The 19,364-nt window shown below is 62.8% G+C and carries 12 protein-coding genes and 2 pseudogenes; 10 read left to right on the top strand and 4 right to left on the bottom strand.

The window, feature by feature from the left end; genetic code table 11:
- Positions 1 to 2: 2 nt before the first annotated feature.
- Genes E5F05_RS01975 through E5F05_RS01965 form a run of 3 tightly spaced genes read right to left on the bottom strand, consistent with a single transcriptional unit; the run spans position 3 to position 2,910 of the window.
- The gene (locus tag E5F05_RS01975; protein WP_146719799.1) at positions 3 to 281 is read right to left on the bottom strand and encodes a hypothetical protein; all 279 of its coding nucleotides are present in this window, start codon (positions 279 to 281) and stop codon (positions 3 to 5) included.
- Entirely contained in the window at positions 278 to 1,462 is a 1,185-nt protein-coding gene (locus E5F05_RS01970) for a type II secretion system protein GspD (protein ID WP_146719798.1), read from the bottom strand. The genes E5F05_RS01975 and E5F05_RS01970 overlap by 4 nt, the downstream gene beginning before the upstream one ends.
- Positions 1,459 to 2,910, bottom strand: a complete 1,452-nt coding sequence (locus E5F05_RS01965) for a S8 family peptidase (RefSeq protein ID WP_146719797.1) — start codon at positions 2,908 to 2,910, stop codon at positions 1,459 to 1,461. Before E5F05_RS01965 ends, E5F05_RS01970 begins: the two co-directional genes overlap by 4 nt.
- A gap of 292 nt (positions 2,911 to 3,202) precedes the next feature.
- Between E5F05_RS01965 and E5F05_RS01960 the strand changes: the two genes are divergently transcribed.
- Together E5F05_RS01960 and E5F05_RS01955 are read left to right on the top strand one after the other, a co-directional pair.
- Positions 3,203 to 10,744: a polymorphic toxin-type HINT domain-containing protein gene (locus tag E5F05_RS01960; RefSeq protein WP_186805500.1), complete on the top strand. Its 7,542-nt coding sequence runs from the start codon at positions 3,203 to 3,205 to the stop codon at positions 10,742 to 10,744.
- A 35-nt stretch (positions 10,745 to 10,779) separates the two neighbouring features.
- Positions 10,780 to 11,178: a hypothetical protein gene (locus tag E5F05_RS01955; protein WP_146719795.1), complete on the top strand. Its 399-nt coding sequence runs from the start codon at positions 10,780 to 10,782 to the stop codon at positions 11,176 to 11,178.
- Positions 11,179 to 11,415: 237 nt separating this feature from the next.
- Here E5F05_RS01955 and E5F05_RS22030 read toward each other — a convergent pair whose 3' ends face one another.
- A complete protein-coding gene (locus tag E5F05_RS22030) occupies positions 11,416 to 11,625 on the bottom strand; it encodes a tyrosine-type recombinase/integrase (protein ID WP_146719794.1) in 210 nt (69 codons plus the stop codon).
- A gap of 71 nt (positions 11,626 to 11,696) precedes the next feature.
- On the opposite strand from E5F05_RS22030, the gene E5F05_RS01945 reads away from it, so the two are divergent.
- The 8 genes and pseudogenes from E5F05_RS01945 to E5F05_RS01910 all read left to right on the top strand — a co-directional run bounded on the left by E5F05_RS01945 (position 11,697) and on the right by E5F05_RS01910 (position 19,242).
- The gene (locus E5F05_RS01945; protein ID WP_221274503.1) at positions 11,697 to 11,990 is read left to right on the top strand and encodes a helix-turn-helix domain-containing protein; all 294 of its coding nucleotides are present in this window, start codon (positions 11,697 to 11,699) and stop codon (positions 11,988 to 11,990) included.
- Between the two features lie 131 nt (positions 11,991 to 12,121).
- On the top strand, positions 12,122 to 12,613 hold the full coding sequence (locus tag E5F05_RS01940; RefSeq protein ID WP_146719793.1) for a hypothetical protein: 492 nt from the start codon (positions 12,122 to 12,124) through the stop codon (positions 12,611 to 12,613).
- 8 nt (positions 12,614 to 12,621) lie between these two features.
- Positions 12,622 to 12,984, top strand: coding sequence for a DUF6960 family protein (locus E5F05_RS01935; RefSeq protein WP_146719792.1), 363 nt, complete (start codon positions 12,622 to 12,624; stop codon positions 12,982 to 12,984).
- Between the two features lie 149 nt (positions 12,985 to 13,133).
- Positions 13,134 to 13,727: pseudogene (gene istB / locus E5F05_RS01930) on the top strand (IS21-like element helper ATPase IstB); the annotation flags it as partial.
- Positions 13,728 to 13,801: 74 nt separating this feature from the next.
- Positions 13,802 to 13,984: pseudogene (locus E5F05_RS22025) on the top strand (hypothetical protein); the annotation flags it as partial.
- Between the two features lie 215 nt (positions 13,985 to 14,199).
- Positions 14,200 to 15,444, top strand: coding sequence for an ISL3 family transposase (locus E5F05_RS01920; RefSeq protein WP_186805499.1), 1,245 nt, complete (start codon positions 14,200 to 14,202; stop codon positions 15,442 to 15,444).
- 284 nt (positions 15,445 to 15,728) lie between these two features.
- Positions 15,729 to 17,648: an AfsR/SARP family transcriptional regulator gene (locus tag E5F05_RS01915; RefSeq protein WP_244944472.1), complete on the top strand. Its 1,920-nt coding sequence runs from the start codon at positions 15,729 to 15,731 to the stop codon at positions 17,646 to 17,648.
- Positions 17,649 to 18,237: 589 nt separating this feature from the next.
- Entirely contained in the window at positions 18,238 to 19,242 is a 1,005-nt protein-coding gene (locus E5F05_RS01910) for a hypothetical protein (RefSeq protein WP_146719789.1), read from the top strand.
- Positions 19,243 to 19,364: the final 122 nt, after the last annotated feature.

The following is a 19,364-nucleotide window of genomic DNA, read 5'->3' as shown; positions in this document are numbered from 1 at the left end:
GGTCACTCGCGGGCAGGAACCCCCCCCTGCACCGGGCAGAACCCCGGGTAACGCCTGTAGAAGTCCCGGGTGGCCACGTCAAACGCCTCGGCCTGACTCCCGCTGTAGCCGTACACGCTCGCCCGGGTCACCGTGATGCCCGCTTCCCCCAGCGCACTCCCGAACGGGGCGATCAGCGCCCGGTAGTCCGCCTCGCCCAGCGGCGTGAAGGTCACGCTGGGCGCCGTCCCCCTGGGCACGCACCCCACCAGCAGCACGCCCAGCAGCGCGAGCCGCTTCACGGTCCCCCCGGGCTGACCACCAGCCGGGGCGTGACCACGATCACCAGGTCGGTGTGGTGGGTCTCGGTGCGGGTGGTGGTGAAGAGCCTGCCGAGGACCGGGATGTCCCCCAGCCCGGGCACCTTCTGCACGCCCTCCACCCGGCGGTTTTCCAGCAGGCCGCCGATCACGATGGGCTGCCCGTTGGCCACCCGCAGGGTGGTGCTGGCCTCGCGGGTGCTGAACTGCGGCACACCCTGCGAGGTCGTCCCGGTCGGCGTGGAGACGCTGATGCCCAGGTCCATCTCCACCGTGCCGTCGGGAGCGACCCGGGGGGTCATCCGCAGCGTGATGCCGGTGGAGATGTTCTGCACGCTCTGGGTGCCGCTCGCGCCCGGCACGATCAGCGGCGTGGTCTGGGTGGAGTTGATCTTGGCCTCCACCCCGTCGAGGGCGGCCACCCGGGGCTGGGCCAGGACCCGGGCGGCGCCGTTGGTCTTCAGGGCGTTGATCTGCACGGTCAGGCCCAGGGGACTGCGGGACATGCCCCCCAGCTTGAAGAGGCCCTTGATGGTGTCCTCGGTGAGTTTCAGCGTGAAGATCGAGTCGTACTGGATGCCCAGGGCCTGGGTGGCGTCCTGGTTCACTTCCAGCACCTCCGCCTCGAACATCACCTGCGGCCGGGCGGTGTCGAGCTGCTTGATCAGGCCCTCGATGATCGCCCGGTCACCGGGCGTGGTCAGCACCAGCAGGGCGCGCTGCCGGGCATCCACCTGCACACGAATCCCCGAGTAGAGCTGTTGCAGCAGGTTCGCCACCACCGCCGGGTCGGCGTTCGCCAGCGGATAGAAGATCGGCGCGCACTCGTCGGCGGGAATCGGACTCAGGGGGCGCAGGGCGGGCGGATTGATCAGCAGCGTCTTGCCATCCGGTCCCAGGGCGTAGGTGGTGCCGGGCGGCAGGCTGAGCAGGAGGCCGTCGGGGGTCTGCTTCCAGACCACGCCGTCGGGAAACCGGCTGTTCTCCCCGAGCTGCACGCTCTGGAGCAGCAGGGTGCCCTGCGAGGGGTCATAGGTGTAGCGCAGGGTGTCCTTGGACGTGAGGGTCCACGACGCGCCGAGCGGGGCGGCGGTGACGGTCTCCTGGGCGAGCGCGCCACCGGCCAGCGCGAGGGAGAGGAGCAGCAGGCGCAGGATCTTCATCGGGCTCCTGTCAGGGGGAGAGGCTGGGCACCGTCGGTCGGCGCGAGGGTGAAGTCGAGGGCCGCGTCCTGGGCGGCCGTGAAGCTCAGGGTCCGCGGCGCGGCACGCAGGTCGCCCGCCTCCCCGAGCAGGCCGTCGTCGTCCCCGTCGGTCACGGCGAAGACCTGCACCGGCTCGTTCGGCGGGAGGTTGGCCAGGCAGTACCCGCCGTCCACCACCGGCGTAAAGGCCACAATCTGCCCGGCGCCGTTCAGCGCGACCACGTACGTCCGGGGCGCTCCCGTCTTCGCCGCGTCCGCGCTGAGCAGGCCCCAGCCGTAACTCTCGTCGAAGCCCCGCACGCCCAGGTCCCAGGCGCGCCGTTCGAGGACAGCCTTCACCCGGTCCGGAGCGACGCCACCGGCCAGGACGAGCGCCGCCGCCCCGCTCACCTGCGGGGCGGCCATGCTGGTGCCCATCCGCAGCGCGTGCCCGGCCGCGCCCCGCACCACGTCCGTGCTGAGGATGCCGTCCATCTCCCCGTTCTTGTCCTGGTCGCTGCCCAGGTCCCCACCGAAGGCGGCCAGCCGCGGGCCCGGTCCCCGGTTGGCGTAGGACGGCTGGTAGGGCACGCTGGGCCCGGCCAGGGCGGTGACCGCCAGGACCCCCGGCAGCGCCGCCGGGTACAGCGGGGCCCCGCCGTCGTTCCCGGTCGCCGCGACGACCAGCACGCCCGCCGCCTGCACGCGCTGCACGGCCTCCGCCAGCACCGGGTTGAACTCGTCGGTGCCGAGGGAGAGGTTGATGACCTGCGCCGGGTGGGGATTGGGCTGGCCGTCCAGCCGGTTCGCCGCCCACAGCAGGCCCGCCGCGACGTCCGCCACGCTGCCCCCTTCTTCCCCGGACAGGACCCGCACCGGCAGCACCTTCGCTTCCGGGGCCGCGCCGGTCACCTGGCCGTGCGCCGCGATCAGGCCCGCCACGTGGGTGCCGTGCCCGTCCGTGTCGTTGGGGTCATCGTCCCCCTCCACGAAGTCGCGGCCGGGCAGCAGGTTCCCCTGCAAATCCGGATGGGCCAGCAGCACGCCGGTGTCCACCACGGCCACCGTGACGCCCGCCCCCCGGATCCGTTCCCAGGTGGCCGGAAAGCCTTCGAGCCTCCAGAACCACTGACCGCCCGCCGGGAGGGTCCCCAGGGGCACGGCCCGCCCCCCGTCCGTGTGGACGGGTGCGTCGTCCGTGACCAGGGTGACGCCCGGATCGGCGGTCAGGCTGGCTCTGGCCTGCCGGGCCTGCTCCGGCGTGGCGTACACCAGGCGGGTCAGCTTCAGGCCCGGCAGGCCCTCGCGGCGCTCCAGGCCGCCGGACGGCGTGACCTGCGGCTGGCCGCGCACCAGCAGGGCGCGGGAGGGAACGCCGGGCCTCAGCGCGGTTCCCCGGAGAGCTAACCCACTGGCAGGCGACGTCACCTGGCCGTGGGCGCTCGCCGCCTCGCGGTTGAGGGCGTAGGGGCGCTCACGTGGCCGTCCACCACGGCCTGGAAGGTATGGGTGGCAGCCACCAGGGGCAGAGGCAGGTGTAGCCGGAGCTGGAGCGCCAGTTCCTCGAGGGCCGCTCAGGCATCAGACAGCCCGAACCGCTCTGGGGGACTTGGGAGGTCCGCCCCTCAAGTCTCCTCAAACACCTTTTGAGGAACGCCTAGCCTCGCCCGTTGGGCAAATCTTCTCACTGATGTGCCTGAGATGTGCTACAGGTGAAAAGATGAATAAGGCATCTCGACCATCTCCACCTCCTCAGTCAGGCGAACGTCGGCGCCGCCTCTACAGTGTCACCCTGGCCAGCCTGTTCCTCACCCTTACCCAGTTACCGGGCGCCGTGGTCCTGGCCGCCCCACAGGTCTTCGCCCGGGTCGGCCCCGGCGCCAGCGGCCTGCCTCTCCAGGTCACGGCCTTCAGTGACCCGAGCTTCGGTGAACTCTCCGATGCCGTGAACGTCGCGACCGGCAACGCCTACGTCGATCTCGGACAGGTCAACCGCAACAACACCAACACCACGGCGACCCCGAACACTGGAGCCGTTGTGGGAGGAGCGACCAGTCCGAACACCAGCCTTTCGGGGAGTTTCAACGTCAACGGCGTGCTGCGTTTGATCGGCTTCGACACCAACAACCCGAACGTTCCGCAGGAGTGGGCCTTGGGCGTGGGGGACGGCGGTTACCAGTACTACCGACGGGCGACCGACGACGAAATCAACAATGCGCCTACCTGGATCAATGAGCGATATGCGGCGATTCGTGGGAGCGCGGCCTTCTTCATTTCCAAGCCGCAGACGAGCCTCCAGGTCGATGAGACGTGGATCGTCCAGTACCGCCTGGGCAATGGGCAGTACGTCGCCCACTACTACGACCACAGCGGCAACCGCACCACCTTTTGGCATGATGGGGAATATGCGGATTACAGCCAGACGCCCCATGAGCAGTACCGGGGTGCGGCCTATGCCAGTGATCCCGAAGGCAGCAACAGCCCCAGGACCGAGTTCACCTATACCTCCCCGGGCAACGGGCACCTCGCCAAAGTCCGGGACAGTTGGGGCCGCACCACCACCTACGAGTGGGATGAAGGCGCCGGGGTGGTGGCCGCCATCAACATTCTGCTCCAAAACGAGAACGACAACGGGAGCTGGCGGAGGCGGGTCGAGTATGCGTATGAGATCGTCGGGAACCAGCGCGTCGTCACCTACATGGTCTTTCGGACGTACGATGCCCGCAACCAGCGGATTGGCCGCTGGTTCGATCTGAACTACCGCACGGGAACCAACGGCGAGGTGCTGCTGTATCAGGTGATCCGTCCCGCGCTGGCGGATGGCAGCGAAGCTCAGCAGATGGGGCCGTACGGACGAAAAACCAGCACGTACGACTACGATGCTCAGAACCGGGTGACCCGGGTGACCGTGCCGGGCGAGCCGGATATGACCTTCACATATGCCGCCGGTGGTGCCGCAGGCGGTACCCTGGTGACCCAGAAACAGGGCGATGATGCCGATCCCCTCCACCGGGAAATCTACCTGCACTTCACGCCGGAAGGCTGGCTTCGCAGGCGTGAGGTGCGGGACTGGAACTCAGCCACCACGGAAACCCGCTTCCTCGTCACGGACTACTGGTACAACGCGACCGGCCAGGTGCTGGCCCTCAACCTGCCGTCAGGGATGCAGTACCAGTACTCCTATGACCGACATGGCAACCGCACCCGCGAAACCACCTACCTGTCGCAACGTCGCTGGCAGGATGGCGTGGACGGCGATCAACTGCGGACCACCTGGTACGAGTACGACCGCGACAACCGGATGACCAAAGAGGTCGCGGAGGGCCGCAGTGGTCAGGGCCGCGCCTACGATCAACTCAGCGAGACGACCTTCAACTACGGCAATAACGAGCGGCAGCTCACGTACCGCGACTTCGACGCGGCAAACATCGGTGGACAGCGCTTCACCGCCAACCGTGAGGTCGAGGAGGCCCGCGTCATTGACGGCAGCCTGCGCCGCAAGTTCTTCACGGGCGTGGACGTCTATGGCCGCATCGCGAATACCCGACTGCACCTGGGCAATGAAACCGATGCCTACCGGACTGTGCAGTACGGTTTCTGGGACGGCTCGACCAATCTGAACAACCGGGTTCAGGTTCCTGATGCTGGCGGCAATGGTGACTGGGCGGACAACCGTTGGGTGAGGAGCTACGGCGACCTTGTCGCCAGCAAAACGGTGACGGGTCGAAACATCACTGACCAGCAGGTCAACTACGCTTACGATGAATTCGGTAATACTACTCTACAGCAGGACATCAATGACTACGTGGGCCGTTGGGACGGGGCAACTGCTGTGCAACGCACCCGCGAAACTTTTGAGGCCTTCGACGGCTTCGGGAACAAGGTCTGGCGCCGGGTGCTCTCACAGGCCAGTGGGCAGGACTACAACTGGTGGGAGGAGAACAAGACCTGGACGTACTACGCCACCGGCGAGTTGAGGGCGGCCTCCGACGGTCACCCAGGCTTGGGGGTGCGCACCCTGACTGACTACACCTACGAGCAGAATCCCAGCTCGGCTAACTTCGGTCGATTGCTGAAGGTCCAAGTGGGGGAAGGGACGGGCACAGCCGTCAGCACGGCCCATCAGACGACCGACTACGGATACGACCCGTACGGACGCGTGAAGACGACGAGGGTGGACGGGTTCACGACCACCCTGGACTACGACACCCTCGACCGGGTGGTGAAGACGACCAACCCGGACGGCAGCTACCGGTGGGTGAGGTACAACGAGGGTGGCGCAATTCACCGCGAGGTCACCAAGAATGTCGGCTCGGGAGAAATGACCACCTGGCACGATGTGGACTCGGTGGGCCGCGAGTACTTCACCGTGTACCCTGATGGTAGCAGTGTCCGGACCTACTACGACGCCTTCGACCGGCCCATCAAGATCAGCGACGCCCGCCTCACGATGGTCAGCGGAGATGACCGTTCCTCGTACCTCGTCTACGACACTGCGGGCAACCTGACCAAGAAACTCGACCCCGCCCTGGTCACCGCTACGGGCCAAGCCTACACCGATGCCCGCCGCCCCTACGCCGAGTACGGCTACGACCTGCTGGACCGCCGTACCTACGAGGCCCACCTGCTATTCGGGGGGACCGTCTCACCGACGAACATGATCTGGCCGACCAACGCGGGCGGGATGGCTACACGGACGGACTATGACGCCCTCGACCACCCCATTCGGGTCACCGACAACGAAGGCTACGCCACGATCCTCGTCTACGACAACAGCGGCAACCTCACGACGCTTTCCAAGCAGGTCTGGAAGGGGAACGAAACCGACCGGGACACCGTCCATACCGGCTTCGACTGGGTGACCATCCGGACCGCCTACGATGCTGTCGGTCACTCTGTTCAACAGTTGGACGCTCGAGGGAACAGCCAGCGCACCACCTACAACGTGCAGGGTCAGCCCACCTCGCAGGTGGATGAGCGCAACATCGTCACTAAGGTGTTCGGCTACACCGCCGACGGCCTACGGCAGAGCGTCTGGGAACCGGACAACAACTCGGGAACAACCGCGCAAAACGGTAGCGTCAATCTGGCCAATCCCAGCAGCACCCATAGCCGCACCGAGTACCGCGAGTACGACAGCCGGATGGTTCCCGCCCGCGTCTACGCCGCGTCCATGAACATCCAGGCTGGTCCCGGTAGTGGGGCGCTGACCCGCTACGAGTACAACGACCAGGGCAAGCCCACCCGCATCACCCTGCCACCAGATCAAAGCGGGGCGACGGCCACCATCGAGCAGACCTACGACAACCTCGGCAATGTCCTCACCCTCAAGGATGCCAATGGCTTCCCCACCTCCTTCACCTACGACTGGGCCGGGCGGCTGATCAGCAAGCACGAGCAGGCCCGGCCCGGGAACCAGACGGACATCGACGCGGGCCTACAGAATGGGTTGCGCGGCGAGTACCGCTACGACACGGCGGGGAACTTAACCTATAAGGAAGAGCGGGGCCTGATCACCGAATACCGCTACAACAGCCTCGGGAAGGTGATTCACGAGTCCCGCCCGCGTGTGGGAGCCGGGACCGCCACCAACTGGAAGCTGCGCACCTATCGCCTGGACGGCCTGAAGACCGCTGAAACCAGCTACGACTACTCCGGCAACCTGACCAGCCGCCCGGATGTGGTCCAGTTCGGCGACAGCAGTGTCAGCGTGAACACCGGCAACCTGACCATCTCGGAGTACAACGGGCGTGGGGACCTGTGGGGCCGGGGGTCCTTCGGACCGGGCCGCTTCAATGAGTCCAGCATGTGGCAGTACGTGGACGGCCTGGGCAACCGGTATAAGCGGGTGTTCGTCGGTCACACCAATATCTACGCCGAACAGCGCACTGCCGGTGGGGAGCCGTTGGGGCATGCCTCAGTGCTGACGTACTGGAAGTTCGACCCAAACAGCAACCTGACCGAGAAGTGGGACACTCCTTCGGCGGGTTGGGGTGGCTGGGATCCCCGGGATGCTAACGACCGGCAGAACGTGTTCACGTACACGTACAGCGCGACGAACAAGGAAGCGGGCCAAAGTCGGACCATTCAGGTGAAGTACCGCAGCCAGGTGCCGAACAACAGCCTGAACACCACCTATGGCAGCAACGGTGTTCTGGTCGCCGCAAGTGAGGCCAATACCACAACGAGTTACACCGAACGCGACCAGATCGAGAAGGCGACCACGACAGACAAGACGCCTTACCTGGACGGCAATAATCCGACCCAGCAGGGCGTGCTGGGTGGGGCCATCACCCGTCACCAGCGCTACGCCTACTACGCAGATGGGCGGGTCCAGAACAGCTGGACCGGCGACGGCACCACGGATACCGCCTACAAGGGAGTCGAAAGCTATGACCAGCGTGGGCGTGAACTCGCGGTGTACGACAGCAACGGCGGCCTGAAGAAGACTGCTCCCGCACGGACCTCCAGCACCTATGGAACGGACGGCTCTGTCTTCAGCAAGATCGATCAGAGTGGGTACACGGTCTATACCGTCAACACGGCTGTTACTGTGGGTGGGCTGACAGCATCCAGCGTCGTGTTCAATAATCCAAGCAATTACGTTAAGCAGCAAAGCACCACAACCACCACGTACAGTTATGCCAATGGTTCTGCCTTGACGGGTGTGCCTTACAGCATCCGATTCAGCACCGGATCGTGCTTTGAAAATCCCGAAACCGGAATAAATCCCTGTTATACACAGAACAATGCGTACTCGGCGTACGGCGAATTGATCCGCAGCACGGACGCCAACGGCGTTCCTGCCTATTCCGCCACATACAACGGCGGCGGGAGCATGACCGGCGAAACCAGAGGCAATATCAACATCACCTATGTCTTGGATTCACGTGGCAACCGCCTGAGTGTGAGTGGTGGGAATGAGAGCGGGTATGTCAAGCGTTACGATGCAGACGACCGGGTCGCACAATTCAACAACCTGAACAACAACGCGGTCAGTACGACCTTCTGCTCGGACAAGTGCTACGGTGTCGGAAATCGTTACAACGATTTCCGCTACGACCCGCTGGGGCAGCAGGTGCTCAGCAGCACCGCCCACGCCCAGATCGAGGAACAGAACGCGGCCCCGTGGTTACAGGAACACGGGGTGTGGCGGGACGTGAACAGCACCACCATCGTGAACGGTGAAGCGCAGCTGATCCTGCGCAAGGCAGGCAACTACATCTGGAAGTGCAAGCAGTCCTGGAGTGGGAGCATCAGTTGCAGTTTGTGGAGTGACACCTACCGCAACAACGCCCCACAGTACCGGGATGCCGCGTACTCTCTGGCGGATGGGTACAACGACGACACCACCTGGGACGGGACCAAACCCTTCGCGGTGACGGCCAGCGTCGAGCAGTTGGATGCTCCGCTCCAGACACTGAGCAGCACCCTGAAGATCAACCCACTCGACCTGGCGCCGCCTACCCTGCCCAAATTGCCTGACCCCAGCCAGATTCAACAGGGGGAGGGCGTGCAGGCCAAAGATGCTCCTGTGACGACGGAACAGGTGCAAAAGATCAACCCACCCAGTCAGGACAAGCACCCGGCAGATTTGCAGGGTGGCACCCAGGGTACTCGCCAGGCCAAGCCCCGTGATGGAGCAGTGCTTATCCAGGAAGTACCTGCCAACTTCGATGACGGCGAAGGCTTCCAGACTGCCGTCTATGCGGTAGCAACCTTAGCAACTTCTAGCTCGACCGCATCAAGTGGTGCGCCTAAGAGTGTCGGGAGTAAAGCTGTTGCAGACGATATACAGGCCAAAACACAAGTAGAGCAGAATAAAAAGTCAGCGGATTCTCTCGAGCAATTGTTGAAAGACAAAGTTGACAGCATGACATTCGTGGACTCAAGCGGTAATAACATTACCCCAAAGGTTCGCAAGTCAATCAACGATACTCTTGCGTGGTCACACGATGTGATGTCGCCCGAGGAGCGGCTAGGCTTGTACGTTGGGATATTCGCGGCCCTTGACCAGGGTTACAGCATGAACAACAAAGGTGACATAGGTATATCGGGCAAAACATCTGAAACTCTTGGAGAAATGGGAGGAGCTCTTCGGAGACTGGGAAATAATCCTAAAAATAACGAGCTATTGAAAGGTGCTCTTCTGGCCACTGCGGCCGCAATATATGCGGACCACCAATACAAGACCATGTTGGCCGATGCGGCGCTAGCCGTCCTAACAATGCCTACGGCGGGCGATATTGAAGGCTTATTCGGATTAATTGCTACCGCGGGTAAGGGAGTCAAGAGCCTTGCCAGGAGGGGTGCGGCTAGGGCACTCCCTGGGCTTGTTAAGGGAATTAGACCGGCAAGGGAGATTGGAGCAGAAGTCCTTGAGGGCGTTATTAAGGGTTGTAACTCCTTCACCCCCTCCACGCCCGTCCGTACCCTCTCTGGTCTGATTGCCATCTCTGCTCTGACCGTCGGGACTCCCGTCTTGGCCTACAACGAGCAGACGGGTGAGAATGGCTACTACCCCATCACGGCTGTCCACAAGAACACCGACCCGGAGATCACCTACCTTGCTATCCAGGACCCTGAGCAGGGGAACAAGCTGGAGTACATCCAGACGACACCGGAACACCCCTTCTACGTCAAGGCGTGGTCTGACACCGGGGAGACGCCCAAACCCGTCGGCCACGAGGACCTGGGCAAGAACTGGGTGGGTGCCGGGCACCTCAAGATTGGGGATAAGATCAAGCAGGCGGACGGCACCACCGGCGTCGTCGCCAACGTGGTCACCCTCGGGCAGACGCGGGAGATGTTCAACCTCACCGTCAGTGAGGCCCACACCTTCTACGTGGGGCGGGACGGCTGGTTGGTGCATAATGGTGGTAATGGCATAAGTAGCGTTCCAAAAGGATATATTTTATACCACTACACTGATGAGGCTGGTGCTAAGGCGATTATGGAGAGTGGAAAACTCCTGCCAGATGCGCGCGGACGCGTTTTCTTAACTCCAGATCAGGTGCCAGCAAGCCATGCTAAAGACGCCTTGTTCGCTGGTAATCCTAGATATGCTGGTAAAGGTGCTTATGTTATAGAAGTTCGTGTGTTGCCGGAAACCGGTCTGGGCTTTGACCCCACCAAAGCAACTCAATATAATGAACTTGTCCATAACGGAACACTGAGGAACGGAAGGCAGATCGAAATCGTGAGCGCCAGCAGGAATACATTTACTGAATACGTGAGCAGGGTTGCGTCAGTATGTCCTTAAGGTATCAGTTGATAGTGGGGGAATATAGTGATCCTATGCAAATGTATTTTGAACTCAAAACCCTATTACGAGCTATTCTTGAATCAAAATTCAACAATGAGTCGTATGACAAGGAAATTCTTGGTAGTGAGACAGTAGCAGCTTTTGCTAATCGAATTGTTGACGACTTGGATCAGCTCCACGGAGAATTATTCAAAGATTTTGGAAAACCAAATAGAAGTTGGCTGCGCTTAAACTCCATCGATAATAGAATATATGAAACTGCGCTCAGGAAAGTAGTAGATCAAGAGACAAAGAGCAATGACCGATTTTGGTTAACGGCCACGACTCACGAACTTGAAACCTTCACGAGAACCATATTTGCACCCTATACAGTTAGTGATGAAATAATCGATAAATTCATCGATGCGGTTAGAGAGTCGATCAGGGACTAAGCTAATTAGCGCGTAAACACTCACCTCCTCGGTATACCCACTGGGGAGGGCATTCCTTTGATACACCCCATGCAGCTCTCCCTAGCCGCTCGCCTAATAATTGGCGCTCTCAGTAAAGACTCTCGACAGAGACAAGCCGCTTTAGGTTCTAAGAGGCTTGAAGAGATTATCTTTGCTCTCACCCCACGATTACATGATAGCTGTGGTGCTACCGAGGTGCTACCGCTCGACTTCTACTCAGCTTGCCCTGCCATGCTGAATCAGTTCTGCAAGGCAGGGCACAGCTTCCCGGCGCTGCTCGTCGTACAGGTGCATGTAGACCTGCATCGTGAACCCTACGTTCGTATGCCCCAACCGATCAGCAATGACCTTCGGCGCCACTCCCCGGAAGGCCAGCAGGCTCGCATGAGTGTGGCAGAGGTCATGTTCTTGCCACGGCTCATCCATCCGGGTGCGTTCCGCCCTTGCTCATCCTGGCAAGAGGTGGGTGGACCAAACTTGGGAGGGGGTGAGCCACCGTGAACGACAAGACCCTGAAGAAGCACGTAGGGAGCAGCTTTGACAACTTTCTAGCGGAAGAGGGTCTGCTGACCGACGTTGAAGCTGTAGCCCTGAAGCGCGTTATCGCGTTCCAACTCGAACAGGAGATGAAGCGCAACGGCTTGACGAAAACTGAACTGGCCTCCCGCATGGAGACCAGCCGCTCGGCGGTGGATCGTCTGCTGGACCCGGAGAACCATGCCGTGACCCTGCGGACCCTGGAACGCGCGGCGGGCGTGTTGGGCAAGCGGTTGAGACTCGAACTGGTCTGATCCGGCACGGTGCTATAGCGGCGCTACATATTCACGAAAGGGGGTATTTTTCACCACCCAAGCCCGAGGCGCTGGTTCTATAAATAACGTCTAGGTCGGCATTTGCAGAAAGCCGTTCTGAACCTTGACAGATGTTCAATCTCACCGTCAGCGAGGCCCACACCTTCTACGTCGGGAATGCAGGGTGGTTGGTTCATAACTGTAACTGGACGGTCGATGCAGCTTTCCAAAAAGCTGATGAGGCAGCCGGTCTTGTTGTCGACGGCAAGTATATTGTTAATCCTACGGCTCGTGATATCACAACGGCCATTGGTCCAAACGGCAACCTCGCAGGACTTAATGGTCAGTATATGTATGTCGTTACGACGGATGGCAAAATCATTATTGGTACACGAGCTGGTACGCGCATGCCTCACCCTACCCTTGTTGGAGGAAGTAATCCTACTGTGCAAGCAGCGGGTATGGTAGAGATTCAAAGTGGTCGAATTGCATGGGTTGACAATGCTTCTGGTCATTTTAAACCCGGGGAAGGCTCTTTACAAGCAGCACAAGATGCGTTTAGTAAACTGCCAGCAAGCGTGTTTAGTAAGAAGTTTCAGGGCTATCTGCCCTGGAGTAGATAGGGGGAGGCATGAGTACCTTCGGATTATATCCTTGGTTTGTGGAACACGGATTGGAAAAGATTCATCCAGAAGACATCGAGGATTTTTCAAAGCTACTACCATACGGTAAGGTGTTTGAGCTTATTTCGAATGACGGAGATTATATAACCATTGCTTACGGCTCTAAGCGGTATAGGGTGCGGCCCGATTTATGGAAACCGGTTGAGGGCGTAGGATATCATGTTGGAGAGCAAGTTTTAGTTAATGGCAGGAAAGGAGTGATTGAGGAGATCGGCTGGCATTTCAACCGAAAAAGTCCATTCTTCCTGTTATCCATAGAAGGAAAGCGGAAGTCAAAGCGCTATTCCGGTGACGAATTGCAGACTTTGTGAATAGTGAAACTCACATCCTGTAGAAGAGCCTATTTTAACTTCAACAACTGCCTTCCAACTCCTGACCCTCGCTCCCCTAACACCTGACACAAACAAGCCGCCCCATATTCCCCAAGAGGGATTGGGGCGGCTGTCCCAGTTCTCATCTGCGGACCCTGGAGGAGTTCGACTTCGCCTTCCAGCCGAGTGTCGACAAGCGCCTGGTCAAGGAGTTGGGGACCCTGGCCTTCGTGGCCGACGGGCGCAATGTCATCCTGCTGGGTCCACCCGGCGTCGGGAAGACGCACCTGGCCGTGGGACTGTGTACGGCGGCCATCCGACATGGGGAAAGCGTGCTGTTCGTGCGTGCTGGGCAATTGATGGAGGACCTGCGCAAAGCGCAGGCCCTGAATCGCCTGGAACACCGGTTGCGGTACTACGCCAGGCCCAAGCTGCTGGTGATCGACGAGTTCGGCGTCTGGCCGTATGACCGCCTGGCTGCCAATGCCTTGTTTGGCTTGATCGCGGCAAGGTACGAGCGGGGCAGCGTGATTCTGACGGCCAACAAGGGGTTCGCCGATTGGGGCGAGGTGCTGGGAGATCCAGTGGTGGCGAGCGCCATCTTGGACCGCTTGCTACACCATAGCCACGTGTTGAACATCAAAGGCGAGTCGTATCGCCTGCGGGAGAAGAAAAAGTCCGGGCTGTTCCCCAGCGCGCTGGTGGGGATCGGCGAGGCAAGTCAGGAGGTGCAACAGCCCTGATCACAGGGGGGTGGTCAAACCCGTGGTTCTGGCGCCATCTCGGTGCGACCCCTGCCAGGCGCCGAAGATGAAGGATGGACTTCGACCTCCGCGCCCTCCTCACCCTCGACGGGTTGCACCTCGATCAGATCGTCCTTGACGAGCAAAGTGGCCTGATCGTCGTCGAGGTGCACAGCACCACGCCCACTCCGCACTGCCCGCAGTGCGGCACGCCCGCAGGTCGGACGCGCAGCACCTACACCCGTACGCTCGCTGACCTGCCGTGGGGTGGGCGGCGCGTCGTGTGGCGGCTGCGCGTTCGGCGTTGCCCCTGTCTCTGTCCGTCGTGCCCACAGCGCATCTTCGCTGAGCGGTTCAAGACTCTGACCGTGCCCTTTGCCCGTCGAACCTCCCGCCTGGCCGAGTCTCTGCGTGCCATTGGACTGGCGCTCGGTGGGCGGGGGGAGAACGGCTCGCTGAGCGGTGCTCACTGGTGGTCGGGCGCAAGGCGCTGCTCACCCTCGTTCGACGGGTGCCGCCACCGCCGGTGGCGGCTGTCCGGGTGCTGGGCATGGACGACTGGGCGTACCGCAAGGGGCAGACGTACGGAACGATCCTGGTGGATCACGAGGCCAGGCGAGTTGTTGACCTCCTGCCCGACCGGAAGCCGAACACGGTGGCCGCCTGGTTGCACGCCCACCCGGGCGTGCAGATCGTGACCAGGGATCGTGCGGTGGTCTACGCCGATGGCATCCGGCAGGGTGCGCCTGAAGCCATGCAAGTTGCGGATCGCTGGCACCTGCTGAAGAACCTGAGTGAGGCCGTGCTGCGGGGGCTGCTCGGGCACAGCGAAGATCTCAAGGTCGCCTTCGCCGAGCCACCTCCAGAGGTGGGCGAGTCGAGTGCTTCGGCACTCGACTCGCCCGAAATGAGCCCAACGCCTTCCAGGCCTGACGTCAGCCCCCACAAGCAAGCGCAGTTTGACCGCATCCACGCCCTGCGCGCTGGGGGCCGCACTTTTCGCAGCATCGCCTTCGAACTCCAGCTCAGCCGCAACACCGTCAAGAAGTACGCCCGGCTTGACCGCTGCCCCGAGCAAGTCCGGTGCCCGCGAGGCCAGGCCATCGCCGCCTTTGAAAGCTACTTGGTCGAGCGGTTCAACGCGGGCCAGCGCAACGCCAGGCGGTTATGGGAAGAGGTCTGTACGCAAGGCTTTACGGGCAGCGCCTCAGTGGTTCGGCACTATATGGCTGACGTCCGCCGACAGCACGGCGTGAAGGGACGGCGGAACGACGGCTCACCCGACCGACCCCAAGCGGTGGTGCCGACGGGAGTAAGACGCCCTACCTTGACCATGCTGGCGTTCACCGTCATCCGTGCCCCCGAAAAACGCAGTGACCGGGAGCGCGACTGGGTCGACAAGTTGATGCAGACGAACAGCGAGGTAGCGAGCGTCACGACGCTCGCCCAGCAATTCGCCGACATGGTGCGGCGCCGCGACCCGAGCGAACTCGGCACGTGGCTGAAGGCGGCAACCGACAGCGGCATCGCGGCGCTCAAGGGCTTCGCGCAGGGCGTGTGGAGCGACCTGGAGGCGGTGCGGGAGGGAATGCGGCAGGCCTGGTCGAACGGGCGGGTGGAGGGGTATGTCAACAAGCTCAAGTTAGTCAAGCGCCAGATGTACGGCCGTGCGAAGTTCGATTTGCTGCGTGCCCGGCTGCTGGCCGCCCCGGGGTAGGGGTCGCACCGAGATGGCGCCAGAACCTGAGCTGTGACCACTTTCGGCGGAACGGGTTTGGTGCTGGAGCCGAAGTGGGGGCCCAACCGCCGCCCCCCACGTTGCCTCCCTCCGCGAGGACCGGAGAGGACGTGACGGTCAGCAGGGACACAAGCAGGACCAGCAGGCGCAATTTCAGCATGGGTTCGCCCCTCCAAAGAGCGTGGAGGGACGGTAGAAATGCGCCGATTTCCCACCGCTGAGGCGTTTTGCCGCCACACTGAGACAACCGGTATGCTGGGAGAGTGCGTCACCCGATCTTTCAGGCGATCTTGGAGGGCCGGTATCAGGACGGCCTGACCCTTCACGCCGCTCTCGAAGCACCCACCGGGGAGGACGACCGCTGGGCGGGGTACTGCCTGTATGCCCTAGGCCAGTTGCTGCCCGCCAAGGAGCTGCTACTGCGCGCCCAGGCCGCTGGTTGCCTTGCGGCGGGCCTGGAACTTGCTCTGGTGCTGCGCTACCTCGGCGAGGAGGCCGAGGCCCGGCGGGTGCTCGACGCAGTTCCCCTGGACGCTCTGGACCCGCTGGACCGCGCGTACGCCCGGTGGGAGCGCGGGGCGGCGTTTCTGGCCGACGGTGCCCCGCTCCCCGCACGTGACGCGCTGGAGGCTGCCTGGCGTGATCTCATACCCCTCGGACCGGACAGCGCCACGCTTCGCGTGTCCGTGGCGCAACTGCTGGGGTACGCGTACGCCCAGTTGGGCCGCGAGGCGCCCGCCCTGCACTACCTGCACATCGCCCTGCGGGGTGCTGCTGGCAGCAAGCGGGTGCACGCCCTGAATACCCGGGCGCAGGTGCACCTCTACGCCGGGCGGTACCCGGACGCGCAGCGGGACCTGGACGAGGCGGCAGGGCTGCTGACGGGGGAACCCATCAGCCGGGCCCACCACGCGTACCTCTGCGGCCTGCTTGCCCGCGCGCAGGGACAGTGGTCTGCGGCACTTGAAGCCTTCTCTCAGGCAGAGGGGCTTGCGCGGACTACCGGGGAAAGCAGCGCCGAGTGCCTCGCTGCGCTGGGCCGGGCAGCGATCCTCACCGCGAAGAAGGACCTGCATGCGGCGCATGCGGCGCTCCGCCGCGCGGACGTGCTCGTGACCAACCCCTGGCAGCGCGCGCTCGTCACACTCAGGCAGGGCGCGTGGCACGCCGCGCAGGGAGAGGCGCGGGCCGCGGCTCTCCTCACGACAGCGCGTGATGCCTTTAGGGAACTGGGCCTGCTGCGGGAGCCAGGCTGGGCAGAAGTGCACCTGGCCGCATTTGCACTCCCCCACAACCCGGAGGGGGCGCGGGACGCCCTGCTGCGCGCGGTCATGGAACGGCACGCGCTGGGGAGCGGCGCGCCTCTCCTCCCAGAATTGCGTCTTCTCCCCCAGGTCACGGCGTTCCTCGCAAGTCAGGCCGAAGACCCGGCGCTCGGCGTCCTCCTCGCTGACCGGGTCAGCGCCGCAGCGGGAACACCTCTCAGGGTGGACCTGGTCACGCTCGGCGGGCAGAAACTGCTGGTTGATGGGCAGGAATTGCGTGTTGGCATGCGCCGGACTATCGAGCTGCTCGCGTACCTTCTCTGCCGGGGTCCCGCAAGCCGGGATCAGATTCTCACGGCGCTGTGGCCGGACGACGACCCGAAACGCGCCGCGAACTACTTCCATCAGGCCCGCCACGAGCTGGGCCTGCATGCGCCTTACCTTCAGATTCACCATGACCGCATGGCCGGGGTGTACCGCGCGCGCTGCGAGGGGCCGGAGCTCTGCTGGGACGTGGAGACTATTCAGCGGGCACTCAATGCCCGGGGGGATGATGAAGTGGCGCGAGCCATTCACCGCTACGGCGGGGCGTTCCTGCCGCTGGCGGTGTCGGAATGGGCGCGGGAGGAGCGTGACCGCTTGGAGTGGAGCGTGATCAGGGCCGGGCTGGAACTGATGGGCCGCTGGAGTGCCGTGGGTGAATACGCGAAGTGTGCCGTGCTTGCACGGAGATTGCTGGATATTTCGCCTTGCGATGAGGCCCTGGTGGAGTATCTCGTGCAGGCCACCGTGCAGTTGGAAGGGCGGGCGGCCGCGCAGCGGGTGCTGTTGGAAGCGACAGCGCGCGCGGAGCGGGAATTGCAGGTCTACCCGGAATGGAGTGCCCGTCTGGCCCGCCAACTCCAGCATCTGAACTGAGGCAGCAACCAACACGGTTCCATCTGTGGCTCGCCGCGCTGGAACTTTTATGGGACGCCCGGCAGGAGCTAAGTGAGGATTAAGTGATGCTCAGGTAGCGTTCCGATCATGCCACTGCGGATGTCGAAGCCGTCATGATCGGAGGCCAGCGCCTCCTGAGGGGCGATGGGGAAATGCTGGAGCAGGCGCTGGAGGTGGCGTGCCGGTGCCTCGCGCAGCGTGTTTTGCTGATCCGCGAATTGAAAGGGTTCCGGGAGGACTGGGCCAACAGGCTGGGGGGGGGTCCTGTTCTTCATGGAACAGGCAGCAAGGCTTCAGGTCAGGCTGGCAGGCTGTCGTTGATCACCATCTTGCGGAACTGCCTGTTCTGGAACGGCATTGTGCGGAGGCGTGTTCCGCATGGCAGACCGTGAAAGCCCCGGGTGCCCCGCTCACCACACCCGCAGGGATCGACGCGTGGATCGAGATGCTGATCGACGGCGCTCAGCCGTGGAAGGAAGGGCGCTGAAGGTGCACTGCAGGGGTGCCGATTGCCTGCCTCACCCAGGAATCGCTGTGGCCCCCCTGACTGCCCCCAAGGGAGCTTCACATGGAATCGGATGACATCACGCTTGCGCGCCTGCTTGGCCAACTGGGAAAGGTCGGCATACACACGGCCCATCTCGCTGCCTGCACCCTGGCAGAGCATTTCCGAACGCAGGCCGTGCAGGTGTTCGGGCAGACCCTCTGGACCAACCGGCACGAGTGCCTGGTCTTCTCTTGTCCGGAGAACCGCGACGAGGTCTGCGCGAACGTGCGGGGGTGGTTCGGACCGCAGACGAAAGTGCAGGTCGTCTTGTACCGCTGGGTGCCAGGCGGCATCGAATTCCCCGAAATCCGCCGGTCTACACGGACGGGACTGGATGACTTGAGCCGCCTGGTCCCGGCGTTTTCCCCTCTGGAGGACACGGAACCCACCACCCCATGGGGTGGGCGACAAATGGACGCTGGGCGTGACGAGCAACTTGAACAGGATCAACGGGTCCGTCGCTCCAGGCTCTGCGTGGAAGAGGCCCGGAGGGTGACGGCCCATGTGGGTCGGAGGCGGGCACTGGACTGGGTGGCCGCCTCACTCTATCTGCAACTTCTCGGCGCGCGCCGCGGCCAGTGGACCGACGTGGATCTCGTCGGCCGATCCGGCGGGCAGACGTATGCGCTGGAACTGAAACATGCGACCCTGAACGCGGGGAGCCTCTGCGTCCGGCAGGATCAGTTGGAGATCCTTGAACGCTTGCCGACGTCCATCGGCGCTCCCATACAACTGCGCTACCTTTGGCTGCTCCGCGAGCCAGGCCGCTACCACCTGAATCTTGGGTACCCGACAGAGGAATTCAAGAAGCAGCGGTTCCTGTCCGCCCGGTCCCCGCGGGATTTCGCGTGGTTGCCCCAGCCTGGCGTGGCTCCCTGGAGAAGGGCGACCGCGCACGACGGCACGCCGCTCCTCTGGCTGGAGTCGTCCAGCACCGAACAGCACGGGAGGCTGGGGACCCTCCGGTTCAGGGATATCGCTGAGCAGCCTGAGCTGAATCAGGTGCCGGGAGATACGTCCTCGTAAAGGCCAGCAGATTCCCCTAGGGTGGTCCCGGTCTTACAGAAGGCCAGTGGCCTCACCTCTTCCCTACGGCAGCATGCAGCGCCCGGCCCTGGGTAGTCCCCCACCGCGCTGGCCTCTTGACC

The organism is Deinococcus metallilatus (assembly GCF_004758605.1).
GTDB classification, from domain to species: domain Bacteria; phylum Deinococcota; class Deinococci; order Deinococcales; family Deinococcaceae; genus Deinococcus; species Deinococcus metallilatus.
This window is presented reverse-complemented; position numbering and strand designations above follow the sequence as displayed.